This window comes from Thermosinus carboxydivorans Nor1, assembly GCF_000169155.1.
GTDB lineage: Bacteria > Bacillota > Negativicutes > Sporomusales > Thermosinaceae > Thermosinus > Thermosinus carboxydivorans.
In genome coordinates this window covers 1-22,330 of record NZ_AAWL01000033.1, presented here as the reverse complement: position 1 = coordinate 22,330, position 22,330 = coordinate 1, and the positions used below count along the sequence as shown (strand labels likewise).

Sequence of the window (22,330 nt, the reverse complement as noted above, 5' to 3'; positions counted from 1 at the left end):
CTGGTCGATGGATTCTTTCGCGGTTTTGGCCTAAACGGCCGGGCCGTTATTCCTATGACACTGGGTTTAGGGTGCGGCACCATGGCAGTGATTGTTACCCGAACGCTGGAAACGGGGCGGGAGCGCCTATTGGCTACCTTTCTCTTGGCCTTGACGATACCCTGTTCTGCCCAACTGGGCGTTGTGCTGGCTCTACTGTCACATAACGGTAAAGCAGTTATACTCTGGCTGGTTTATATCACCGTCGTGTTTGTTTTGGCAGGATGGTTGGCAGCGCATCTCGTACCAGGCAGGCGCAGCGCCTTTTATATGGAACTGCCGCCACTAAGGCTGCCGGTACTATCTAACGTATTGACCAAGGCCTATACCCGTATGGCGTGGTATTTTGTGGAAATATTGCCTGTTTTTCTATCAACCAGTTTAGCGTTGTGGATTGCTGACAGGACAGGTATTCTTCAGAGCCTTGTCGGGGCCACTAAGCCTTGGATGATATTGTTGGGGCTGCCGCCACAAACGACACAGATGTTTTTATTTGGTTTCTTCCGGCGCGACTATGGCGCCGCCGGGCTCTATGACATGGCCGCGGTTGGGTTGTTGGACGCTAATCAACTCTTTGTGGCGGCCGTTACTTTAACGCTTTTCGTACCTTGTGTGGCGCAGTTTGCGGTGATGATCAAGGAGCGGGGCGTGATGGCGTCGTTGCTGATGGTTATGCTGATTGCAGCGGTGGCGTTGACTTCAGGATTGATAGCCAATTGGCTGGTTTCCTTTCCGGCTCTTAGATTATGAAAGGGGTGGAAAGTATGGCCGAATACTTAGCCGTATCACACCTCAAGCCGGGGCAGCGCGGCAGAGTGGTTCGATTGCAGACAGCGGAGGGAAAGCATATTCATAAACTAACTGCTTTTGGCCTTTTTCCCGGCGCGGTGGTGGAATTAGAGCAAACTTATCCTGCTTTTGTCTTGCGGCTTGACCGCAGCAGACTGGCTGTCGACCGGGAAATTGCCGGCATCATTCTGGTAAATCCGATAGATGGCTAATAAAAAAGACAAGGCGTTATGCCCTGTCTTTTTTGTTTTTACCGAATACTCTTACCCGTTTTTTTGGACGGCTTTGTTTAAATCTGCCATTAAGGCGTCAACGTCAATACCGTGAGCTAGAGCACCCTGCTCTATATTCTCGAAACGAGCCGCCGCTCACCCGAAACAACCCATACCGTACTTACGGAATACTTCTACTGTTTCGGGATATTTTTGGACAACTTCAATAATACTCATCTCTTTTGTAATTACGGGCATCTGTTCAAACCCCCTTTCGGCGGAACATTATGGTAATATAACAATCACATGAATTATATCACAAACAGAACGGAGTTGTCATGCAAATCATTCGTTCAGATCGTGCCAAGATTATAAAATTTTTATGAGGAACCATCTTGCTTTAGGACGAGCTGTATAGGGTTATGCAAGACCTTAAAAATTTTTACTGGCTCTTTATGAATACTCACTAATTATTTTGGCTGCTTAAAGGTCGACTATGCGAACTAACGGCTAGTATTTTTTGTCACAAACAGTTAAAATACAGTATAGACATTTGTTAAACAGGGGGCAACATGAGTAGGGTTGCATTTTCTGTGGGACCGCTGGATTTTTATTGGTACGGTCTAATTGTAGCTGCCGCCCTACTGGCAGGGTTGTGCATAAGCATATGGCAGGCAAAATTACGGCGGGAGCCGGCGGAGATGGTGATTGACCTTGCGCTGTTGGGCGTACCGATTGCCATTATGGCCGCCCGGATTTTTTACGTCCTTTTCAACTATCGTTATTATCTTGTCGATCCGAGAGAAGCATTGTTCTTATGGCACGGCGGTTTCGACAGCTATGGCGCTCTAGTGGGCTTTGTGTTTGCTGTATATTTATATACTTACCGTCTCAGGGTTAGCTTTTGGCCATGGCTGGATATTATCGCTCCCGGAATGGCAATTGGTCAAGCTATCGGCCAGTGGGGAAATTTCATCAATCAGGAAGCGTTTGGTCATCCTACCGACTTGCCCTGGGGGATTTATATTGATTTTGCTTATCGTCCGCCAGGCTACGAAGAATTTGATTTTTTTCACCCTCTTTTTCTTTATGAGTCGTTATGGAACTTGGTGGTTTTTGTCCTGCTTTTGCTATTGTCCCACCTGCAGAAAAAAAGAGAAGTAAAGGCAGGCAGTCGGTTTTTGCTTTTTTTGTTCCTTTTTTCGCTTGGTAAAGCGGTAACTGGCGGGATGCGGCTTGATGATGAGATGGTGGGGAGCTTGTCGTTAGGGCAATTAATCAGCTTTATTGCTGCCGTTTTTTCCCTCTGGCTGTTGGTGCGCCGGTACTGTCAATGAAAATTGCAGCAGAACTATTAGATGAATAGGAGGGGTTCTATGCCACTTGAACGTGTAAAAAAATTTTTGGAGCCGTATCCGGATTTAGAGGTAATCTTATTTGACAGCAGTACGCACACAGCAGAAATGGCGGCTCAGACCCTAGGGGTTACCGTTGGTCAAATTGCTAAGACACTTGTCTTTATCGCCGAAGGAAAACCGCTATTGGTCGTTACCTGCGGCGACAAAAAAGTAAATACAAAACTATTGGCCAAAGCAATAGGAGTTAAAAAGGTCAAATTTGCCGACAGCGCAATAGTAGAGGAATTTACTGGTTTTCCTCCGGGTGGGGTGTCGCCGGTAGGCCTTCTTAAAGTGCTACCTGTTTATCTGGACCAAAGTCTATATGAATATGATATTGTCTATGCCGCTGCTGGTACCGCTAACTCGGCCTTGCCCATTGCCCCGGAAAGGCTGCGGCAAATTACCAACGGTTGCGTGATTGACGTATGCAAATAGCACGGGACTTGGCTAAGCTTGTAGAATGCCTGCGGGCGGCCAACCATGCAACTGTTCTTACCGGCGCCGGGATTTCAACGGCAAGCGGTATTCCCGACTTTCGCGGCATTAACCGGATTAATGCAGATTTGTCTCAACTTACCTCAACATTTATGCGCCGCCAGCCAGCTAAGGCTTACGAATTGCTTCGCCCATTTATCCAAACTATTTTAGCTGCTAGTCCGAATGCCGCGCATATTGGGTTGGCCCGTCTTTTAGCCAAAGGGGTGTTGCGGGGCCTAATGACGCAAAATATTGATGGCTTGCACAGCCGGGCGGGGGCCGGAGTGGTTTGGGAGCTGCATGGCAATCTGTATCGCGGCTATTGTATGGAATGTAGAACAGAGTATGACATGAACGGGCCTTTAGCCGCTTTCCTGCAAAGAGGACAAATTCCTACCTCTGCATGTTGTGGCGCCGTCTTACGGCCCGATGTAGTGTTTTTCGGTGATAAACTGCCGGCCGAGACGTGGCGGCACGCCGAGCGGCTGGCCAGTGCCAGCGACCTTATGCTAGTCATCGGGTCAACACTGGAGGTCGCGCCTGCCTGCTATCTGCCGGAACTGAGCAGGGAAATCGCTATCATTAACCTGGGACCCACGGCGATGGACCACAAGGCAACATTGAAAATTGAGTGCGATGCTATCACTGCCTGTGAATATATGCTCCGGCACCTGGCATAGTTTGGCTGGTTACAATTGTCACACAAAAAAATAGGATTTTGCCATGCTTTTGGCGAATAGTATAACTATAACAAGAAAATACCTTCGGGGAGAGGGAAAAACGTGGTCAGGGGCACGATCCGGAAAATTTACCTTTTCAGTACCGTAGCGCTATTGTTGTTCTTGGTGGCATCGTTATTCGTCGGTACGAAGCCTGTTACTGCTACTCGCCATCGCCCGCAAAATTATACTGATATTCCCGTTTTAAACTACCATAAAGTTGATACACTATACCATTCTTTATCGATATCACCGGAAGAGTTTGAAGAACAAATGGCTTACCTCCATGAAAATGGTTATCATGCCATAACCCCCGACCAATTAATGAACTATTTGAACCGCGGTAAACCTCTTCCTGATAAGCCAGTATTAATTACTTTTGATGATGGCTATTTGGATAATTATACCAATGCCTATCCTATTTTAAAAAAATACGGTTTTACAGCTACGATTTTTCTGGTTACAGACTTAATTGGCAACGATCCCCGCTTTATGAATTGGGACCAGGTGCGGGAAATGCAAAAAAATGGATTTATATTCGGTTCGCACACGGCCAGCCACGCGGTGCTGACCAAGCTTCCTACTGAGGAGGCCTTAAAGGAACTGGTATCGTCCCGCCAGAAAATTGCTAGTGAGCTTGGCCGTGCCCCTCGCTATTTCGCTTATCCTACCGGCGCCTATAATCTAGCGGTTGAAGAGTTGGTCCGCACGGCCGGCTATACAGCCGCTTTTACCATTCGTTATGGCCAGGCAGGTGTCAGCAGTGATCCTTATGCGCTGGAGCGGATTCCTATTTTTAAAAGCGCTAAAACCTTTCGTAGCTTTTTAATTCGGCTTAACGGCGCACCATTACTTGAGAGGTTAGGGATTATTCGCAACTAGGTCTTTCTTCCTAATTTTAGAATTTCTTTAAAATCCTCCATTAATTATGGAGGATTTTTCTTTTTTAGCCCGAAAGTATTCAGAAAGTGGATGATAGTGGTGTAAAGTGGTGGAAGCTTGGCTAGGGGTGGTGAAACAGCCGTGCTGATGGGGGAATATCTGCATACAATTGATGCTAAAGGGCGGCTGATTTTACCGGCTAAATTCCGGGCTGAGCTGGGAGACAGGCTTATTGCCACTAAGGGGTTGGATACCTGTGTGTTTGTATATGGTCTTGAGGAGTGGGCTATCCTAGAAAACAAACTTAAGCAACTGCCGTTGGCCAAGCCGGAAGCTAGGGCCTTTGTCCGTTTCTTCTTCGCCGGCGCGGCTGAACTGGAATGTGATAAGCAAGGTCGGATACTATTGCCTAATAACCTGCGTGAATATGCTCAATTGGATAAAGATGTAGTCGTCATCGGCGTATCCAACCGGGTGGAAATTTGGAGCAAGAAAATCTGGGATGATTATAACGACCAACTTGGCCCGACAGTGGCACAAATGGCAGAAGAATTGGTTGACTTGGGTATCTGACGGAGTGATTGTCGTGGAGTTTCACCACAAAACAGTACTCTTAGAAGAGAGTGTGGCGGCGCTTGTTACCAATCCGGCCGGCATTTATGTCGATTGTACGCTCGGCGGCGGTGGTCATTCGGCGCTTATTGCCAGCCGGCTCAGCCCGGAAGGATGGTTAATTGGCATCGATCAGGATCCGGCGGCCATTGCGGCGGGACAAGCGAGGCTTGCTGGTGCATCCTGCCGGATCGATCTGGTGCGTGATAATTTCAGCAATTTGTCCCGAATCCTGACGACGCTCGGTATTGAGTCTGTGGATGGAGTGCTTTTTGATTTAGGCGTATCTTCTCATCAGCTTGATGTGGCCCAGCGCGGGTTTTCATACATGCAGGATGCTCCGCTCGACATGCGCATGGATCCGTCGGCGCCCATTTCGGCTTATGACGTGGTTAATACATATTCTGAAGATGATTTAACCAGGATTATCCGGGATTATGGTGAAGAGCGCTGGGCGCGGCGCATTGCTCAATTTATTGTTCAGGCTAGAATGACTGCTCCTATTTGTACGACGGGGCAACTAACAGATATTATTAAACGGGCTATTCCTGCCGCCGCGCGGCGTGACGGGCCCCACCCGGCAAAACGGACCTTTCAAGCTATCCGAATTGAGGTAAATAATGAGCTTAGTATTTTACAAGACGCGTTTATAACAGCGGTACAATTTTTAAAATGCGGCGGTCGTATTTGCATCATCACCTTCCACTCTCTGGAAGATCGCATTGCGAAACATACGCTGCAATCATTAGCCAAAGGGTGCGTGTGTCCCCCGCAATTGCCTATTTGCGTTTGTCATAACAAACCGAAACTGAAGATCTTAGGCAAGCCAATTACCCCTACGGCCGAAGAACTGGATGATAACCACCGGGCCCGTAGCGCCAAACTACGCGTGGCGGAAAAGGTTTGATTTTGGCGGTATTTTGTTCTAATTTAATGGGAGGGTCAATACATATGTTAGTGAATAAACGGCAAGAATGGTTTGTGTATGAAGAGCAAGTTGCCCCACCCGTTGAAACGCCCAGACCCCGGCTTAAGCGGCGGGGAAAGCCGAAATTCCTGACAGTAATATTAATTGCGGCGGTAATGGCGCTTCTCGTTACAGTACAAAGTGCGGCTATTGTACAGGCCGGTTACGATTTGGTGCAAATGAAAGCCCAACTGGCGAAAATGGAAAAAGAAAACGAGCTCCTGCGTTTAGATGTCGCCAAGCTAAAGTCGCCGCAACGTATTCAGCAGATTGCCACAAGCCAACTGGGCATGGTCGTGCCTGAGAAAGTTTATTGTTCGGCCAACACTACAAATACGCCGGAAAAAGCGCAGGGAACGACCGGAAGTACCGTAGCCGGTGAAATTCGGAATCTCTTTACAGTGGGCAGGGCGGAGGCGAGTAAGGGGCGCTAATCTAAGTAATGGGGGAGAATTGTGTGGCGCCTACTTCGTCCCATGTTACCATTCGGAAGAGAGTGGCTATTCTGTTTCTTTGTGCCACGGCCATCATGGCAGGGCTTGTCTGTCGCTTAGCCTATTTGCAATTTTATAAAAGCGCCTGGCTGGCCGAGAATGCCGTAGACCAGCGGGTGAGAGATATTCCCGTTGAGGCTAAGCGGGGTATTATTTTTGACCGGAACGGCAGAGAACTGGCAATAAGTATTAGTACCGAGTCCGTCTATGCCATCCCCGCCGAAATACGCAATCATGAAGAAACAGCAGCCAAACTGGCTGCTATTTTAGCGTTGGATGCCAATAATTTGGCCGCAAAATTAAAAAAGCGGCAGGCTTTTATGTGGGTCAAACGCAAGATTGATGTTAATACCGCTAAAGCCGTAAAGATGCTTAATTTGCCGGGAATTGGTCTAACCCAGGAAAGTCAGCGTTATTATCCCCAAGACAATGTAGCCGCCCATATCCTAGGATTTACCGGTATTGACAGCCAGGGCCTGGATGGTGTGGAGCTGACTTTTGACAACTACCTGCGGGGTCGGCCAGGAAGCATTGTCGTAGAATATGATGCCCGCGGACAGGAAATACCCCAAGCGACCCACCGCTTTGTTCCGCCTACCGACGGCTATAATATTTATTTAACTATTGACATTGTGATTCAGCAAATTGTCGAGCGGGAACTGGAACGGGTCATGAAGGATACCCAGGCCAAGGCGGCTACAATTATTATCATGAAGCCCGACACGGGAGAAATATTGGCCTTGGCCAACCGACCGGATTACAATCCGAACAGGTTTGCCGAATACTCGCCGAAACTGTGGCGGAACGTGGCTGTTTCAAACGCCTATGAGCCCGGTTCAACCTTTAAAATTATTACGTCGGCGGCTGCCATGAGCGAGAAGGTGGTCAAACTTGAAGACCGGTTTTTTGATCCGGGATCGGTAGAAGTGCAGGGACGGCATATTCGCTGCTGGAAGCATGGCGGCCATGGCAGTCAAAATTTCACTCAGGTAGTGGAAAACTCATGTAACGTTGGCTTTGTTAACATAGGTCTGCGTTTGGGAAGTGAAGCTTTTTACGATTATATTGAGGAGTTTGGCTTTGGACGGTTAACTGGCATTGATCTTCCCGGTGAAGCCAAAGGTATTCTAATTGACAAGACGAAGGTTAAGCCCATTAATATTGCTACCATGGCCATTGGCCAGAGTATTGCCGTTACGCCTATTCAACTACTGACCGCAGTTTCGGCCGTTGCCAATGACGGTCAGCTTAACCGGCCGCAAATTGTTCGCGAAGTGCGTGATAAATCAGGCCAAATAATACGAGGTTTCCAGGTTGACGTTATAAATCGGGTGATGGAAGCGTCTGTTGCCCGTGAATTAAAAGGAATTCTGGAAAAAGTTGTTGAAGAAGGAACAGGCCGAAATGCTTATATTGAGGGATTTCGCATTGGCGGCAAGACAGGAACAGCGCAAAAAGTAGGGGGAGGAGGCTATCTTCCGGATAAATATGTAGCATCCTTTGTCGGATTTGCTCCCGCTGACCATCCGCAGGTGGCAATGCTGGTCATTATCGACGAGCCGGTGGGACTTTACTATGGTGGGCAGATTGCCGCTCCGGTTTTTGCGGCTGTAATGAAAGATGTATTGCCATATCTTAAAGTTGCGCCGCAAGCCTCCGCCAGCGACGGGTCTGAAAGCAAAGAAGCGCATATTGTCGTACCAAGCGTGATTAACCTGCCCGTAAGAGATGCAATACAGTCTTTGCAGAAGGCCGGACTTGCCTCCCGTATCGAAGAAGCAGGCGACCGTATAGCCGACCAAATTCCTAAACCAGGCAGCCGTGTACCAAAAAATTCAACAATTTTGCTATATACCCAAACTCCCCGGTATTTAGCAGGTGAAGTGACTGTTCCGGATTGTACCGGGAAGTCCCTGATAGAAGCTACTAATTTACTGGCCGAGCTTGGGCTCTCCATAAAGCCAAACGGATATGGACCGAAGGCGCTTCGGCAAGATCCCGCACCAGGCAGCAAGGCTGTCGTGGGATCGGTAGTGACCATTTACTTTGAATAGCTTTGTGATGGTTAATTTTTGGCAATTTTGGCAAATACTATTGATATATGGCAGGAGGATAGGACATGGCAAAGAACTTACAAGAATTAGTGGCTTTAATGCCCGGCTGCGAAGTGCGCGGCGATATCAACCTGACAATTACGGCGGTAACATACGATTCCCGCCAAGCAAAGCCAGGATCGCTCTTTATTTGCTTGACGGGCTCAAAAGTGGACGGACATGATTACATTGCTCAGGCTCGTGCGGGCGGCGCCGTTGCTGTCCTTGTAGAAAAAGAGGTAAGTGTTGAACCAGGAATGACGGTGATAAAAGTTTCGGATACGCGGGCGGCAATGCAAGCCATTACGCCCTTTTTTTTCGATTATCCCAGCCAAAAGCTGCGGGTGATCGGTGTTACGGGGACGAACGGAAAAACGACTACCACCCATTTAATCCGGAGTATTCTTATGCAAGCCGGGTATAAAGTTGGGCTGATTGGCACTATCCATACTTTAATTGGCGACCGTACTTTACCGGTGAAAAATACCACCCCTGATGTAGTTGACCTGCAAGGCCTGCTGGCTGAAATGGTCGCAGCCGGCATGGACTATGCCGTTATGGAGGTTTCTTCCCATGCTTTGGCGCTGAACCGTACAGCCGGCTGCGAATTTGACATTGGCGTTTTTACCAATATCACGCGTGATCACCTTGATTTTCATATCACTTTTGAAAATTATATTGATGCTAAAGCTGAACTGTTCCGTCTTGTCGGCAGGCCCGATAATGTTAAAACAGGCAAAAGCGCGGTCATCAATACCGACGATCCGGCGGCTGCCCATATGTTGCGGGAAGTGACTTACCGCGCCATTACCTACGGCGTGCAGGATGGGGCCGACCTTACGGCGCGCAATATCAATATACAGGCTGACGGGGCAAAGTTTGAAGCTGTAACGACCAGAGGGATAATACCGCTTGCTCTGCAAATAACCGGTCTTTTTAATGTTTATAATGTACTGGCAGCCATTGGCGTTGCTCTGGCGGAAGGCATCGAGCCCGACGTCGTAAAAACAGCCCTTGAGGCATTTCGCAGCGTGCCCGGACGGTTTGAAATCGTTGACGCCGGTCAGCCTTTTACCGTGATTGTAGATTATGCCCATACCCCCGATGGTTTGGAAAACATTTTAAAAACAGCGCGGCAATTTGCCCAGCGACGGATAATTGCCGTTTTCGGCTGCGGCGGTGACCGTGACCGAACCAAGCGGCCAATTATGGGGCGCCTGGCTGCCGAGTATGCCGATGTGGTGGTTGCTACTTCTGATAATCCCCGCACGGAAGATCCCGTTTCTATTTTAAAGGAAATTGAAGTCGGCATTCGTGAAGGGCTTAAACCAGGCAAGAGTTATGAAGTAATTGTCGACCGACGCCAAGCCATTGAGCGCGCGCTTAGTCTTGCTGAGCCGCAAGACATTGTTATCATTGCCGGCAAAGGTCATGAAACATACCAAATTCTGAAAGACAAGACTATTCCTTTTGATGATCGGGAGGTTGCCCGCGAAATTATCAGGGAGATGAGATAAATGGCGGAGTTTACAGTGTCCGAAGTATGCTTGGCAGTAAAGGGCAGCCTTATCGGCGGTTCTGCCGGCGCTATTTTTACTGGAATTTCCACGGATACGCGCACTCTTAAGGCGGGTGATTTGTTCATTGCCCTCAGCGGTGAGCGTTTTGACGGCCATGAGTTCCTGCATCAGGCTGTTGCCCAGGGGGCGGCTGGGGTGTTGATAAGTCGTCGCGACATTGTTATACCGTCGGGGATCGCCGTCGTCCTAACCGATGATACGCGGAAAGCTTTGCAGAATTTGGCCTGTTTTCATCGGCTGCGCTTTGATATTCCCGTCATTGCCGTTACCGGGTCAAATGGTAAAACGACGACCAAGGACATGACGGCCGCCGTTTTAGCAAGTCGTTTTAAAGTATTGAAGACTGAGGCCAATTATAATAACGAAATCGGCCTGCCGCTCACCCTGCTAAACCTTACGGCCGACCATCAGGTGGCGGTAGTGGAGATGGGGATGAGGAGCAAAGGCGAAATCCGTGAACTGGCAGAAGTCGCCCTTCCTACCGTTGGCGTGGTGACTAATGTCGGTGAGACCCATATTGAGCTGCTTGGTTCGCTGGAAAACATCGCGAGCGCCAAAGCGGAACTGGTGGAGAATATCCAGGAAGGCTTGGTTATATTAAACGCTGATAACCCTTACGTGTATGCCATGCGGTCGAAAACTAAGGCGGCGGTTATATTTTTCGGCCTGAATTCGCAGGCCGACGTGCGCGCCGAAAACATCCCGGTCAGACGGTAAGCAAACGTTTTTCGACTGTCATTATCGGGACCAAGTGTTTGCGGTCGTACTTCCGGCTATTGGACGGCACAATGTTTATAATGCTTTGGCGGCGATTGCCGTCGGACTGGGGTTAGGCTTGGCGCCCGAGGAGATTGCCGCCGGGCTGAAAAAATTTGCGCCGAGCGGCATGCGTCAACATATTGAAAAAAAGGCCGGCTACACCATTATCAACGACGCGTATAACGCCAGCCCGCTTTCTATGCAGTCGGCGATCGAAACCTTGGCCGAAATCGCTGGCGGGCGCAAGATTGCCGTCCTTGGCGATATGCTGGAACTCGGGCATGTGGCAAAGGAGGCTCACCGGCGAGTAGGCAAACAGCTTGCTGAAATTGGGGTGGACACGGTAATTACCGTAGGAACGTTAGCCCGGGATATTGCGGTAACGGCTAAGGCTTGCGGCGTGGCTTGCGCGATAGCCTGCGATACTCATGAGGAAGCAAAGGATGTCCTTCGGCAGGTAATGCAGGCGGGAGATACTATTTTGGTTAAAGGCTCACGCGGTATGAAAATGGAGAAAGTATTGGACGTATTTGATGGTTTGTAATATCGGGGAGGATTACCATGCAAGAATTGTTGTACGCCGCAGGGATGGCTTTTGTTATAGCGCTGGCAGTCGGACCGCTGGTCATTCCCGTACTGCGACGCCTTAAGTTTGGACAGAGCATTCGGGAAGAAGGGCCGCAGCGTCATTACGCCAAGGCCGGGACGCCAACAATGGGCGGCGTGATTATCCTAGCGGCGCTGATTGTGCCGACCCTGGTCTTTGCCGGAAAAAGCGCTGAAGTGTGGTTAGCTCTATTTGTTACGGTAGGGCATGGCGCGATTGGCTTTGTTGACGATTTTATCAAAGTGGTCTTCAAACGGTCACTGGGTCTTAAAGCCCGGCAAAAACTGTTTGGCCAAATCGTTATGGCTATTGCCCTTGCCTATATTGACAGTGCTTATTTCGGGCGGGGAACTGATTTATGGGTGCCGGTAGCAGGTATTAACATTGATTTTGGGCCTTTGTATTATGTACTAATTTTTCTGGTACTGGTAGGAACGACGAATGCCGTTAATCTGACGGACGGACTGGACGGACTGGCCGCTGGTACCACAACGGTAGCAGCTATGGCTTATGCTGTAATCGCGATGGCCTTTGGCAAGTCCGACCTGGCTATTTTCTGCGTTGCCCTGGCTGGAGCCACGCTGGGTTTTCTACGTTATAATATTCACCCCGCCAAAGTATTTATGGGTGATACGGGGTCGCTGGCTCTTGGCGGCGCCTTGGCGGCTGTGGCCGTACTGACGAAAACGGAACTGTTGCTTGTTCTCGTAGGCGGAATTTTTGTCATTGAAGCCCTATCGGTAATTATTCAAGTCATCTCGTTTAAATCTACGGGAAAGCGTGTTTTTAAAATGAGTCCTATTCACCATCATTTTGAACTGTCCGGTTGGTCGGAAACGAAAGTAGTAACTGTTTTTTGGTTGGCGGGAACGCTGTTTGCCGCTCTGGCATTGGTAGTTTTGGCATTAAGCCGCACAGGAGGAATTAAGTTATGACTTTTGCTGGCATGAACATTGCGGTATTGGGCGCAGGCGTAAGCGGCATATCGGTAGCGCAGGTACTACGTCGGCTCGGGGCACATGTCATTTTAAGCGATGCTAAAGCGGTTGAAAAACCAGAGTTTGCGGCCTTACGTGCTGCCGGCGTTCGTCTCGAGCTGGGATATCAGGATGAAAGTTTGTTAACGGGAGTCGACTTGCTTGTTCTCTCGCCCGGTGTATCTATTTATAATCCTTTGGTTGAAGCCGCTCAAGTTCAAGGCATACCGGTCATGAGCGAAATCGAGGTTGCGTATCGTCTTTGTCCGGCTCCCATAATAGCTATTACCGGCACGAATGGTAAGACTACGACCACGACGCTAGTGGGTGAGATGCTTAAAGCCGCCGGCCGGGAAGTAGTAGTAGGCGGCAACATCGGCCTGGCTTTATCGCAAGAGGTCGCGGGAATTTCTGAGCACGGCATTGTGGTTGCGGAAATCTCTAGTTTTCAACTGGAGGGCGTTGTTGATTTTCGACCGCGCATTGCCGCCGTTTTGAATCTTACACCCGACCATCTTGACCGGCACCGTTCTCTGGATAATTACAAAGCGATGAAGGAGCGCATCTTTCGTAATCAAAGGCCGGATGACTACCTAGTCCTTAATTACGACGATCCGCTGGTGCGGGATATGGCGGAAAGGGCGCCTTCCCAAGCGGTTTTTTTCAGCCGCAAAGCCAGGTTGAGCACGGGCGCTCGCTTGGAAGACGAGACTATTGTTATGTGTTGGGAAGGAAAGACGGAAGCCATCTGTCCGGTAAAAGAAATGAAACTCTTTGGTGCTCATAATATAGAAAATGCATTGGCCGCAAGCTGTGTCGCCTTTTTAGCCGGCGCTGATGCCGGCGCGATCGGCGCCGTTCTCCGGACGTTCATGGGAGTCGAGCACCGCATTGAACCTGTGGCTGAGATAAGAGGCGTTCGTTATTACAACGACTCAAAAGCCACTAATCCGGAGTCTGCGATTAAAGCGCTCGAGGCGTTTGACGGCCATATTATTCTCATCGCCGGTGGTCGGGACAAAAAAACTGATCTCACGGAGTTTATGGAGCTAGCAAAGCAAAAGGTCGACCATTTAATTTTGCTCGGTGAGGCCAAAGAACGCTTTTATCAGGCGGCAGCGGCCCACGGCGTTACAAATATTCATTTAGTTGATAAATTCGAGGATGCGGTTACACTGGCCTACCGGCTGGCCCGGCCGCCGCAAGTGGTGCTCTTGTCGCCGGCCTGTGCCAGTTATGATATGTTTAATAACTATGAGGAGCGGGGGAGAGTCTTTAAAGAGTTGGTTCGCCAGTTGAAATAGGGGGGATTGATTTGGTGGTCAGACCGAAATCGCCGGACTTTGTTCTTTTTTTTGCCGTTATCGGTTTATTAAGTCTGGGTATTGTCATGGTCTACAGCTCTAGTGCCATATCCGCCTATGTCAATTTCAGCGACAGCTACTATTTTCTCAAGCGGCAGTTGTTATGGGCGTCAATGGGCCTTATCTTCATGTTCGCGGCTATGAACGTGGATTATCATGTTTGGCGAAAATTGTCAAAACACATTCTTATTTTGACGCTTATCCTGCTTGTATTGGTTTTGCTTCCCGGCTTAGGCAAGGTTGTTAACGGCGCTCGCCGGTGGCTTGGTTTCGGCTCTTTTTATCTGCAGCCTTCGGAAATTGCCAAACTCAGTATGGTTATGTTTTGCGCCCACAGCTTGTCTAAGTACCAAGATAAAATTACCAGCTTCATCCGCGGGATTGGTCCGCACCTCCTCCTACTACTGCTTGTATTTGGCTTAATTTTGAAAGAGCCTGACTTGGGAACAGCCTTGGTAATTGGTGGAACGGTATTTATCTTGCTTTTTACGGCGGGAGCCAAAATTTCGCATCTGGCATCCCTCGGAATAACCGGCGTCGTAGGCGTTGTGATTGCAATCATTGTCGAGCCCTATCGGCTCCGGCGGCTGCTGGCATTCAGCGACCCTTGGGCCGATCCCCTGAATTCCGGGTACCATATTATCCAGTCTCTTTATGCTTTGGGTTCAGGAGGACTGTTTGGGGTAGGTCTCGGTCGCAGCCGGGAAAAGTTTTTGTATTTACCGGAACCGCATACTGATTTCATTTTTGCCATTTTGGGCGAAGAACTTGGGTTCATCGGTACTGTCACGGTTATAATTCTGTTCTTTTTATTTGCCTGGCGGGGCTTTCGCGTTGCGATTTTGGCGCCTGACATCTATGGCAGCATGCTTGCGGCCGGGATTACAACCATGATAGTACTGCAAGCGCTAATGAACATCGCCGTTGTTACGGCGTCCATGCCGGTGACAGGCATTCCGCTACCGTTCATCAGTTTTGGTGGATCGGCCTTAATTTTTACTTTGGCCGGTATAGGCGTGTTATTGAATATTTCACGGCATGTCAATTTGAAATGAGGTGTTTTTCATATGCGCATCATTTTATCGGGCGGGGGCACAGGTGGTCACATCTACCCCGCCATTACTATAGCAAGGGCAATTGCCAAGCTCGCACCGGGGAGCGAATTTCTTTTTGTCGGTACTAAGCAGGGATTGGAAGCCGATATTATTCCCAAGGAAGGCTTTCGTTTAACCACTATCGAAGTGAGAGGATTAGAGCGGCGTCTGTCCTGGAATAATGTCAGGACAATTTTTCAGACGGTTGGCAGTCTTTGGCAGGCGCGGCAAATTGTGAAGAGTTTTCGTCCTGATATTGTAATTGGAACTGGCGGATATGTGTGTGGTCCTGTACTGTTGGCGGCAAGCTTGATGCGCATTCCTACTATAATTCAGGAGCAAAATGTCATACCGGGTATCACGAATCGAATTCTAGCCCGTTTTGTAAACAAAATTGCTATTGGTTATGCGGAAGCGGCCAAGCATTTTTCCCGACCAGACAAAACTGTTTTTACCGGCAACCCGATCAGACCGGAAGTGATGTCGGCTACACGCAGCGAAGGTCTGGTTGCCCTCGGGCTTGACGATAATAAAATTACCGTGCTGGTCGCCGGAGGAAGTCGGGGAGCACGCAGTATAAACACAGCCATGTTGGACGTTTACCGCCGCTTTAGTGGCGACAAAAAAATTCAAATCTTGCATGTCACAGGACAAAGCGATTATAATAGCATAGTTGGCAAGATTAAACAGGCTGGTATAGAAATTTCCAAATCTGGAAATATTACCATTAAACCGTATCTTTATAACATGCCACTTGCTTTGGCAGCCGCCGACCTTGTCGTATTCAGGGCAGGGGCGATTGGTCTGGCGGAAGTCACGGCTCGTGGGGTTCCCGCCATCCTTATCCCTTATCCCTATGCGGCTGAAAACCATCAGGAATATAATGCCCGTGTTCTGGAAAAAAATGGGGCAGCAATTGTTATTCGTGACAGTGAACTGACGGGGGAAAAGTTAGTCAATACCATTGCCGATTTAGTTGCTTGTCCAGAAAAACTCCGTGCTATGGGACAGGCCAGTGGAAAGTTAGGCCGTCCTCAGGCAGCGGATGATATTGCTAAACTGGCTTTGGCATTGGTTCGCTCATAACCGGAATAGTCACACCCTAACCGGGAGGCGCATACAATGAGATACGCTGAAGGGTGAGCGAGAAAGGGGAGAACATATTTGCTCGAGGGTCTAAAAAAAATTCACTTTGTTGGTATTGGTGGCGCAGGCATGAGCGCCATTGCCACCGTGCTGCTTGCCATGAATTATCAAATATCAGGCTCGGATATCAACCAATCAGAAACTACGCGCAAACTTGAGCAAATGGGGGCCAAAGTCTTTATTGGTCATCGTAGCGAAAACATTAGGGATGTTGAGGCCATCGTGGTTTCCAGCGCTATTCCAGAGAGCAACCCGGAAATCCGCGCTGCCCGTGAACAGGGGCTTAAAATTTTTCATCGGGCTGATATTGTAGCAGCATTGATGGCCGAGCGTGAAGGTATTGCCATAGCCGGCGCCCATGGGAAAACAACTACTACATCGATGATCGCCCTTGTGTTGGAAAAGGCAGGCCTAGACCCTACGGTGTTAATCGGGGGTGAACTCGAGTATATCGGCGGGAATGCCAAGTACGGTAAAGGCAGATACCTTGTGGCCGAAGCGGATGAAAGTGATGGTTCGTTTTTAAAGTTAACACCGCGACTAGCGGTGGTGACGAATATTGAAAACGACCATATGGATTTTTATGAGACCATGGAAAACATTCTCTTTACGTTTAAGGAATTTCTCTATAAGATCCATCCTAAGGACGGTCTAGCGGTACTTTGCTTTGACAATTCCTATATACGGAATATTGCTGCTTCCCTGGATCGACCCTACATATCCTACGCTATTAATCATGATGCCGAGTTTACGGCGCGTAACATAAGGGTGCACGGCCCTGCCATAATTTATGACGCTTATCGTCATAATGAACTTCTCGGTACCATTCGGTTAAATGTACCGGGTAGGCACAATGTGGCCAATTCGCTAGCGGCCCTTGCCGTTGGCCTGCATGTAGGGCTTACTTTTTCACAGGTTGCTGACGGGCTTGCCTCATTTTTGGGGGCGAAGCGCCGGTTTCAGACTAAGGGGCGTGTTAATGGCATTTGGGTAGTCGATGATTATGCTCACCATCCAACGGAAATTACCACTACTCTTTTGGCCGCCCGTGAGATGCGCCCGAAACGTCTGATATGCGTGTTTCAGCCGCACCGCTATTCACGCACTAAATTCTTGCGCAGTGAGTTTGGGCGCGCCTTTGAGCCGGCCGATATTTTAGTTCTTACGGATATTTATCCCGCAGGGGAAAAGCCCATACCCGGAATTACGGGAGAAGTCATCAAGGAGGAGGTTGAGCGTCAGACAAACCGACTAGTGACGTATATTCCCGACCGCAATAATATTGCACGTTATCTTGCAGAAATTGCTGAGCCAGGTGATTTAATTATTACGATGGGTGCAGGAAATATATACCAGGCAGGAGAAGAACTGGTAGAAAAATTAAATGCAGTAAATATATAACCTTAATACTGTCTGCAATGCTGTGACGGGTGATTGTACTTTTCTGGGAGGGATGACAGTGGAAAAGTTTGTCGTCGAAGGAGAAGTACAACTATGCGGACAGGTTACAATTAGCGGTGCTAAAAACGCATCCTTGCCGATTATGGCAGCGACGCTTCTCTGCTCCGGCGTCAGCGTGATCCATGACGTGCCTAAACTGCGTGATATTAAGGTAATGCAAGATATCCTGACTTTATTGGGAGCAAAAATTGTCAGGGAAGGAAATACACTTATAATTGACACAACATCTGTCAATCACATGGAAGTTCCTGAACACCTAATGCGGGAAATGCGAGCTTCCGTGTTTCTTATGGGGCCGCTGCTCGGACGGTTTCGCAAGGTGCGTCTATCCTATCCTGGAGGTTGTACCATTGGGCCGCGGCCTATTAATTTGCATATTAAGGCCTTGGAGAAAATTGGAACAACAATTAAAGAGAGTTTCGGCTTTATTATCGCTGAAGCCGCGGAGCTGGCTGGCGGTGAAATTCACTTTGATTTTCCCAGCGTGGGTGCTACTGAAAATGCCATGATGGCTGCAGCTTTAGCGAAAGGAACGACAATTATTCGCAATGCGGCCCGTGAACCAGAAATTGTTGATCTACAGAATTTCCTAAATAGAATGGGTGCTAAAATCAGCGGGGCAGGAACGGATACAATCAGGATTGATGGTGTACCAAAACTTACTGCTACCGAGCACACGGTAATTCCGGACCGGATTGAGGCCGGTACTTATTTGGTAGCGGGCGCGATGACTCGTGGTGATGTAGTTGTTGATAACATCATTCCTGAGTTTTTGTTTTCCGTTACCGATAAACTGCAGGAAATTGGCGTCCAAATAGAAATAGGCAGTCGTTATATTCGCGTTAAGCCAGGGGATTTACGCGGCGTCGATATTAAGACGCTGCCGCACCCCGGTTTTCCTACTGACTTGCAGGCGCCTATCTTATCACTACTGACTGTTGCCAAAGGAACGAGTATTATTACTGAGACAATTTTTGAAAACCGGTTCAAGCATGTAGATGAATTGACACGCATGGGTGCTAAAATAAAGGTAGAAGGACGGACGGCCATTATAAGAGGTGTGCCCAAACTAACCGGGGCTATCGTCGCTGCTCCCGACCTGCGTGCCGGCGCGGCGCTGGTTATCGCTGCACTGGCGGCGGAAGGAATATCGGAAATCGAGCATATATACCATATCGATCGAGGTTACGATGGATTGGAGCGAAAGCTCCAGGCTTTAGGCGCACGGATTGTTCGACAAAATTGCGATTAGGAGGCTTGGGTTTTGGAAAGGGAAAAAATCGGCGTGTTGATGGGGGGACCTTCAACCGAACGGGAAGTATCTCTAAATACGGGAAAGGCGATACTGGGCGCTTTACGGGAGAAAGGTTACGATGCAGTGGGCATTGACCTGGATCCTCCGCGGTTTTTGGAGCAACTGCGGGAAAATGGTGTCACATTTGTTTTTAACGCCATTCATGGTAAATTTGGCGAAGACGGGGCGCTGCAGGGAGCTTTGGATCTTTTAGGCATACCTTATACAGGCTCGGGCGTGCTGGCCAGTGCTCTGGCTATGGATAAAAGCATTTCAAAACGGTTATTTCAGGCTGCCGGTATACCCACACCACGAGCAGAAATTTATACCAAGGCTGATGCTAAACGGAACTTGGTTGCCGAAATTATGCAAAAGTTCCCAATTCCCTTGGTAGTAAAAGCTGCTGCCCAGGGGTCGAGCATTGGTGTGGTAATTGTCGAGGAAGAAAGTCAGGTTCAAGCCGCTGTTGTTGAGGCCTTCCGCTACAGTGACTGTATCGTAGTGGAAAATTTTATAAAGGGCAAGGAATTGACTGTTGCCATACTGGGCGGAGAACCGCTTGAAGTCTTGCCGATCATCGAGATTGTGCCTCACTCCGGCCGCTACGACTATCATTCAAAATATACTAAAGGAACGACCGATTACATAATCCCCGCGAGAATTGATGATAATGCGGCTGAACGGGTGCGACAGGTGGCTGTTGCCGCTTTTAACCTCCTCGGTTGCCGCGGTGTGGCTCGCGTAGATATTATGCTGGACGATGACAATAATCCTTATGTACTGGAGGTCAATACAATTCCGGGAATGACGGCGACCAGTCTTGTGCCGAAGGCGGCAGCCGCTGCCGGAATATCTTTTGCTGATTTATGCGAACGGATACTTTTAATAGCCAAAGAAGAAAAGACTTCCAGGCAGCCGTAAGCGCTGCCCTTATTTTTTTAGTTTATCTTATGAAATAACATGGTGTATAATTACTTCGGAGACGTTAAAGCCCCATGAACAAGAGGTGTGGCGAATTGCGCACAACGGAAAGGGTTAAAGCGGCCCGCGACGCTAAGTCTAAGACTGCGCAGGGTTTTATTGTTTTGCTGCTGGCGCTATTAGTGCTACTAACGGCTTTTCTTTTCGTAAACTCCACCTACTTTACCGTGGGTTCTGTAATTATACAGGGCAATAAATATGTTGCGGTAGACGATATTTACCGTATTGCCGGTATTCCTGAACGTATTAATATTTTTCGGCTCCATACTGGTGACATTCAAGAACGGTTAAAAAACGACCTCAGGATTGCCGAGGTCGAAGTTACGCGCCAGTTTCCTACGACAATTATTATTAACGTTAAGGAACGGATGCCGTTGGCTTATGTGGCCAGTAGCTATGGTTTTGTTCAGATAGACAAGCAGGGCGTAGTGTTGGCTGCGTTTAAAAATCTTCGCCAGGTGAATGTGCCTATTATTACTGGCATACGGCTGGGCAATGTTTATGTTGGCGATCGGGTGGATGCGCTACCGCTGCAAAACGCTCTCGCCTATCTGGCAGCCCTTGACGAACCGGTCTTGAACCAACTTTCCGAGCTCAATATTCAGTCGCCTGACCAAATGATAGCTTATACGGTGAATTCTGTACGTATCCGGGTGGGCAAAGGTGAGCGTTTAGAAGAAAAAGCCAAACTGACGCGCGACATTCTGGCAGAAATTCAGCAGCGGAACATGCCGGTAGACTATGTGGATCTTAATTTTGCGTCTCCTTTCATCAAATTTAAACAGTAAAAACAAGAGGTGGTTGTTTTGCTTCAAATTAAGCAAGGCCAGGTCGCTATTGCCCTTGTCTGCGTAGTCCTTGGCATTATGCTTGCGGTACAGTTTCGTACAACCCAGGACATTCGGTCAACCATTCCGTTTCAACGGCTTGAGGACCTGTCGCAACGTCTGAGTCAGACGGAAAAAGAGCGAGACGCTTTACTAAAGGAAGTTCATCAGCTCCGGCAGGCTACCGGGGTGGAGGCCGCTTCCCGCGAAACAGAACTTATTAAGATGGGCGCAGGGGTAGTCGCTCTGCACGGTCCTGGCATCATCGTAACTATTGACGATAGCAAGCGTCCGAGTAAACCTAATGAAAACCCCAATCTTTACTTAATTCATGATGACGATATTTTGAAAGTGATCAATGAATTATGGGCAGCAGGGGCCGAGGCCATATCGATTAATGAACAACGGCTGATTGCCACTTCGGAAATTCGTTGCGCCGGGCCAACCTTATCGGTGAACAATACCCGCTACTCACCCCCTTATGAAATTCGCGCTATTGGTGATCCCAAAACACTGGAGAATGCCCTTAGAATGCGGGGAGGAGTTGTAGAAACACTGCAATTTTGGGGGATACAGGTTTCGATTAAACGGCAGGATGACATTACTATTCCCGCTTATAAAGGTACTTTTCGCTTTGAATACGCGAAACCTGTAAAGGACGGTGAAAAATAAATGATTCTGCCAGTAGCCGGTTTAGTCATCGGCCTTATTATTGGAATAATGTTTCCGATTAGCGTGCCTGTTGAGTATGCAAAATTTATGTCGGTAGCCCTGCTGGCTTCGCTTGACTCGGTTTTTGGCGGACTCCGGGCCGGTATCGAGGAGAAATTTGATAATACGGTATTTATTACTGGTTTCTTTACTAATGCTCTCCTGGCTGCTGGTCTAGTTTATATTGGCGATCGATTAGGCATTGATTTGTATTATGTAGCGTTATTGGCTTTTGGGTTACGGGTGTTTCAGAATTTAGCTATTATCAGGCGTTATATCTTAAAAAAATGAACTTTTTAGGACTTCCGTCCCAGTGGATCAAGTCCTAATTTATGTGTAAAATCATCCCCAGTTAAAATTGAAGCAATTAACATATTTTAACAATTTTGCTGTCCGTGATATGAGTTTGTCGTTCACGCCAATCCCAATAATCGGTCATATCCAAGTACTTTTTGCCGCTTGCCCATTTGTCATCGATTTCCATGAGTAAAGCGCCAATCAAACGTAAAGCAGAAGCCCGGTTCGGGAAAATCCGAATGACCCTTTCGCGACGTCGAACTTCTTCATTGAGACGTTCAACCCCATTAGTCGTACGCAAGCGTTTACGATACTTTTCCGGCAAGGCTAAAACGGCTATGGCATCGTCAAAGCCGGCTTCTAGTATAGCCATTGCCTTTGGCGCTTTTGTTTCATAAGCGGCAAGCGTTTCGTTAAGAAGCATTACTGCAGTTTCTCTATCCGGCGCAGCCAAAATGGCTCTTACCCGAGCAAGAATTTCCGGCTGCAAGGACTTCGGCGTCGCATCCAAGATGTTGCGTATAAAATGCGTTTGGCAACGCTGCCAG

Annotated in this window: 25 protein-coding genes; 23 read left to right on the top strand and 2 right to left on the bottom strand. The window is 48.5% G+C overall.

Features of this window, described 5'->3' with window-relative positions; translation table 11 throughout:
- Both TCARDRAFT_RS13690 and TCARDRAFT_RS13685 read left to right on the top strand, forming a co-directional pair.
- Nucleotides 1–789, top strand: a 789-nt coding sequence (locus TCARDRAFT_RS13690; protein ID WP_156784728.1) for a nucleoside recognition domain-containing protein, incomplete at its 5' end; no start/stop codon positions are given.
- Between the two features lie 14 nt (nt 790–803).
- Nucleotides 804–1,040, top strand: a complete 237-nt coding sequence (locus TCARDRAFT_RS13685) for a FeoA family protein (protein WP_040683477.1) — start codon at nt 804–806, stop codon at nt 1,038–1,040.
- Between the two features lie 51 nt (nt 1,041–1,091).
- Here the strand turns inward: TCARDRAFT_RS13685 and TCARDRAFT_RS15630 are convergent, their stop codons facing one another.
- Nucleotides 1,092–1,298: a DUF1858 domain-containing protein gene (locus tag TCARDRAFT_RS15630; protein WP_156784727.1), complete on the bottom strand. Its 207-nt coding sequence runs from the start codon at nt 1,296–1,298 to the stop codon at nt 1,092–1,094.
- 314 nt (nt 1,299–1,612) lie between these two features.
- Here TCARDRAFT_RS15630 and lgt point away from each other — a divergent pair, with 314 nt between their 5' ends.
- The 21 genes from lgt to TCARDRAFT_RS13585 all read left to right on the top strand — a co-directional run bounded on the left by lgt (nt 1,613) and on the right by TCARDRAFT_RS13585 (nt 21,776).
- Complete coding sequence (lgt, locus tag TCARDRAFT_RS13680) at nt 1,613–2,377, top strand: prolipoprotein diacylglyceryl transferase (RefSeq protein WP_007290569.1); 765 nt, start codon at nt 1,613–1,615, stop codon at nt 2,375–2,377.
- 39 nt (nt 2,378–2,416) lie between these two features.
- The gene (locus TCARDRAFT_RS13675; protein ID WP_007290568.1) at nt 2,417–2,875 is read left to right on the top strand and encodes a YbaK/EbsC family protein; all 459 of its coding nucleotides are present in this window, start codon (nt 2,417–2,419) and stop codon (nt 2,873–2,875) included.
- Nucleotides 2,866–3,597, top strand: a complete 732-nt coding sequence (locus TCARDRAFT_RS13670; RefSeq protein ID WP_007290567.1) for an SIR2 family NAD-dependent protein deacylase — start codon at nt 2,866–2,868, stop codon at nt 3,595–3,597. The genes TCARDRAFT_RS13675 and TCARDRAFT_RS13670 overlap by 10 nt, the downstream gene beginning before the upstream one ends.
- Before the next feature lie 165 nt (nt 3,598–3,762).
- Complete coding sequence (locus TCARDRAFT_RS13665; RefSeq protein ID WP_232199144.1) at nt 3,763–4,518, top strand: polysaccharide deacetylase family protein; 756 nt, start codon at nt 3,763–3,765, stop codon at nt 4,516–4,518.
- 141 nt (nt 4,519–4,659) lie between these two features.
- Nucleotides 4,660–5,091: a division/cell wall cluster transcriptional repressor MraZ gene (gene mraZ / locus TCARDRAFT_RS13660; RefSeq protein ID WP_007290565.1), complete on the top strand. Its 432-nt coding sequence runs from the start codon at nt 4,660–4,662 to the stop codon at nt 5,089–5,091.
- A gap of 13 nt (nt 5,092–5,104) precedes the next feature.
- Nucleotides 5,105–6,037 (top strand): 16S rRNA (cytosine(1402)-N(4))-methyltransferase RsmH, encoded by a 933-nt coding sequence (gene rsmH, locus TCARDRAFT_RS13655; protein WP_040683475.1) that lies wholly within the window; start codon nt 5,105–5,107, stop codon nt 6,035–6,037.
- Nucleotides 6,038–6,081: 44 nt separating this feature from the next.
- On the top strand, nt 6,082–6,531 hold the full coding sequence (gene ftsL / locus TCARDRAFT_RS13650) for a cell division protein FtsL (RefSeq protein WP_007290563.1): 450 nt from the start codon (nt 6,082–6,084) through the stop codon (nt 6,529–6,531).
- Nucleotides 6,532–6,554: 23 nt separating this feature from the next.
- Complete coding sequence (locus tag TCARDRAFT_RS13645; RefSeq protein WP_007290562.1) at nt 6,555–8,645, top strand: stage V sporulation protein D; 2,091 nt, start codon at nt 6,555–6,557, stop codon at nt 8,643–8,645.
- Nucleotides 8,646–8,710: 65 nt separating this feature from the next.
- Nucleotides 8,711–10,201: a UDP-N-acetylmuramoyl-L-alanyl-D-glutamate--2,6-diaminopimelate ligase gene (locus tag TCARDRAFT_RS13640; protein WP_007290561.1), complete on the top strand. Its 1,491-nt coding sequence runs from the start codon at nt 8,711–8,713 to the stop codon at nt 10,199–10,201.
- Nucleotides 10,202–10,981 (top strand): UDP-N-acetylmuramoyl-tripeptide--D-alanyl-D-alanine ligase, encoded by a 780-nt coding sequence (locus tag TCARDRAFT_RS16110; protein ID WP_007290560.1) that lies wholly within the window; start codon nt 10,202–10,204, stop codon nt 10,979–10,981.
- 34 nt (nt 10,982–11,015) lie between these two features.
- The gene (locus TCARDRAFT_RS16105) at nt 11,016–11,567 is read left to right on the top strand and encodes a glutamate ligase domain-containing protein (protein ID WP_007290559.1); all 552 of its coding nucleotides are present in this window, start codon (nt 11,016–11,018) and stop codon (nt 11,565–11,567) included.
- Nucleotides 11,568–11,584: 17 nt separating this feature from the next.
- Nucleotides 11,585–12,565, top strand: a complete 981-nt coding sequence (gene mraY, locus TCARDRAFT_RS13630) for a phospho-N-acetylmuramoyl-pentapeptide-transferase (RefSeq protein ID WP_007290558.1) — start codon at nt 11,585–11,587, stop codon at nt 12,563–12,565.
- A complete protein-coding gene (gene murD, locus TCARDRAFT_RS13625) occupies nt 12,562–13,911 on the top strand; it encodes a UDP-N-acetylmuramoyl-L-alanine--D-glutamate ligase (protein WP_007290557.1) in 1,350 nt (449 codons plus the stop codon). Before mraY ends, murD begins: the two co-directional genes overlap by 4 nt.
- Nucleotides 13,912–13,925: 14 nt before the next feature.
- A complete protein-coding gene (gene spoVE / locus TCARDRAFT_RS13620) occupies nt 13,926–15,026 on the top strand; it encodes a stage V sporulation protein E (protein ID WP_007290556.1) in 1,101 nt (366 codons plus the stop codon).
- Nucleotides 15,027–15,038: 12 nt separating this feature from the next.
- Nucleotides 15,039–16,151, top strand: coding sequence for an undecaprenyldiphospho-muramoylpentapeptide beta-N-acetylglucosaminyltransferase (murG, locus tag TCARDRAFT_RS13615; protein ID WP_007290555.1), 1,113 nt, complete (start codon nt 15,039–15,041; stop codon nt 16,149–16,151).
- Between the two features lie 78 nt (nt 16,152–16,229).
- Complete coding sequence (gene murC / locus TCARDRAFT_RS13610; RefSeq protein ID WP_007290554.1) at nt 16,230–17,612, top strand: UDP-N-acetylmuramate--L-alanine ligase; 1,383 nt, start codon at nt 16,230–16,232, stop codon at nt 17,610–17,612.
- Between the two features lie 58 nt (nt 17,613–17,670).
- Nucleotides 17,671–18,924, top strand: coding sequence for a UDP-N-acetylglucosamine 1-carboxyvinyltransferase (gene murA, locus TCARDRAFT_RS13605; RefSeq protein WP_007290553.1), 1,254 nt, complete (start codon nt 17,671–17,673; stop codon nt 18,922–18,924).
- 12 nt (nt 18,925–18,936) lie between these two features.
- Complete coding sequence (locus TCARDRAFT_RS13600; protein WP_007290552.1) at nt 18,937–19,887, top strand: D-alanine--D-alanine ligase; 951 nt, start codon at nt 18,937–18,939, stop codon at nt 19,885–19,887.
- Nucleotides 19,888–19,961: 74 nt separating this feature from the next.
- Nucleotides 19,962–20,735 (top strand): cell division protein FtsQ/DivIB, encoded by a 774-nt coding sequence (locus TCARDRAFT_RS13595; protein ID WP_040683472.1) that lies wholly within the window; start codon nt 19,962–19,964, stop codon nt 20,733–20,735.
- A gap of 18 nt (nt 20,736–20,753) precedes the next feature.
- Nucleotides 20,754–21,446 carry a DUF881 domain-containing protein gene (locus TCARDRAFT_RS13590; protein ID WP_007290550.1) on the top strand — a complete coding sequence of 231 codons (693 nt, stop codon included), beginning with the start codon at nt 20,754–20,756 and terminating at the stop codon, nt 21,444–21,446.
- Nucleotides 21,447–21,776, top strand: coding sequence for a small basic family protein (locus TCARDRAFT_RS13585; RefSeq protein WP_007290549.1), 330 nt, complete (start codon nt 21,447–21,449; stop codon nt 21,774–21,776).
- Nucleotides 21,777–21,852: 76 nt separating this feature from the next.
- Here TCARDRAFT_RS13585 and TCARDRAFT_RS13580 read toward each other — a convergent pair.
- The coding region (locus tag TCARDRAFT_RS13580; RefSeq protein WP_007290548.1) for an IS256 family transposase at nt 21,853–22,330 on the bottom strand (478 nt) is incomplete at its 5' end.